2 rRNA genes are annotated in these 396 nt (G+C 43.7%); both read left to right on the plus strand.

The annotated features are described in order from the left end of the window. Window positions 1-11: 11 nt before the first annotated feature. A 5S ribosomal RNA gene (rrf, locus tag ACN6NE_RS31135) occupies window positions 12-127 on the plus strand. Between the two features lie 163 nt (window positions 128-290). Further along, window positions 291-396 (plus strand): 16S ribosomal RNA (locus tag ACN6NE_RS31140); the annotation flags it as partial.

A 396-nucleotide genomic window follows, 5' to 3' on the forward strand; every position in this document is an offset into this window, starting at 1 on the left:
ACAATCTCTTGTCTGGTGGCGATAGCGAAGAGGTCACACCCGTTCCCATACCGAACACGGAAGTTAAGCTCTTTAGCGCCAATGGTAGTTGGGACTTTGTCCCTGTGAGAGTAGGACGTTGCCAGGCTGGAAAAGATCTCTCTTTTCTTTTAAAAAAGTTGTTGACATTACGTTAATAACTTGATAAGATAGTAAAGTCGCTTAAGAGCGGCGGTTGAACTTTGAAAACTGAACAAAGCGACAAACGTCAACGTTAATTTTTATTTTTAAAATTGAGCAAGTCAAACATTTCTTCGGAGAGTTTGATCCTGGCTCAGGATGAACGCTGGCGGCGTGCCTAATACATGCAAGTCGAGCGAACTGATTAGAAGCTTGCTTCTATGACGTTAGCGGCGG

This window comes from Priestia sp. 53B2, assembly GCF_056099005.1.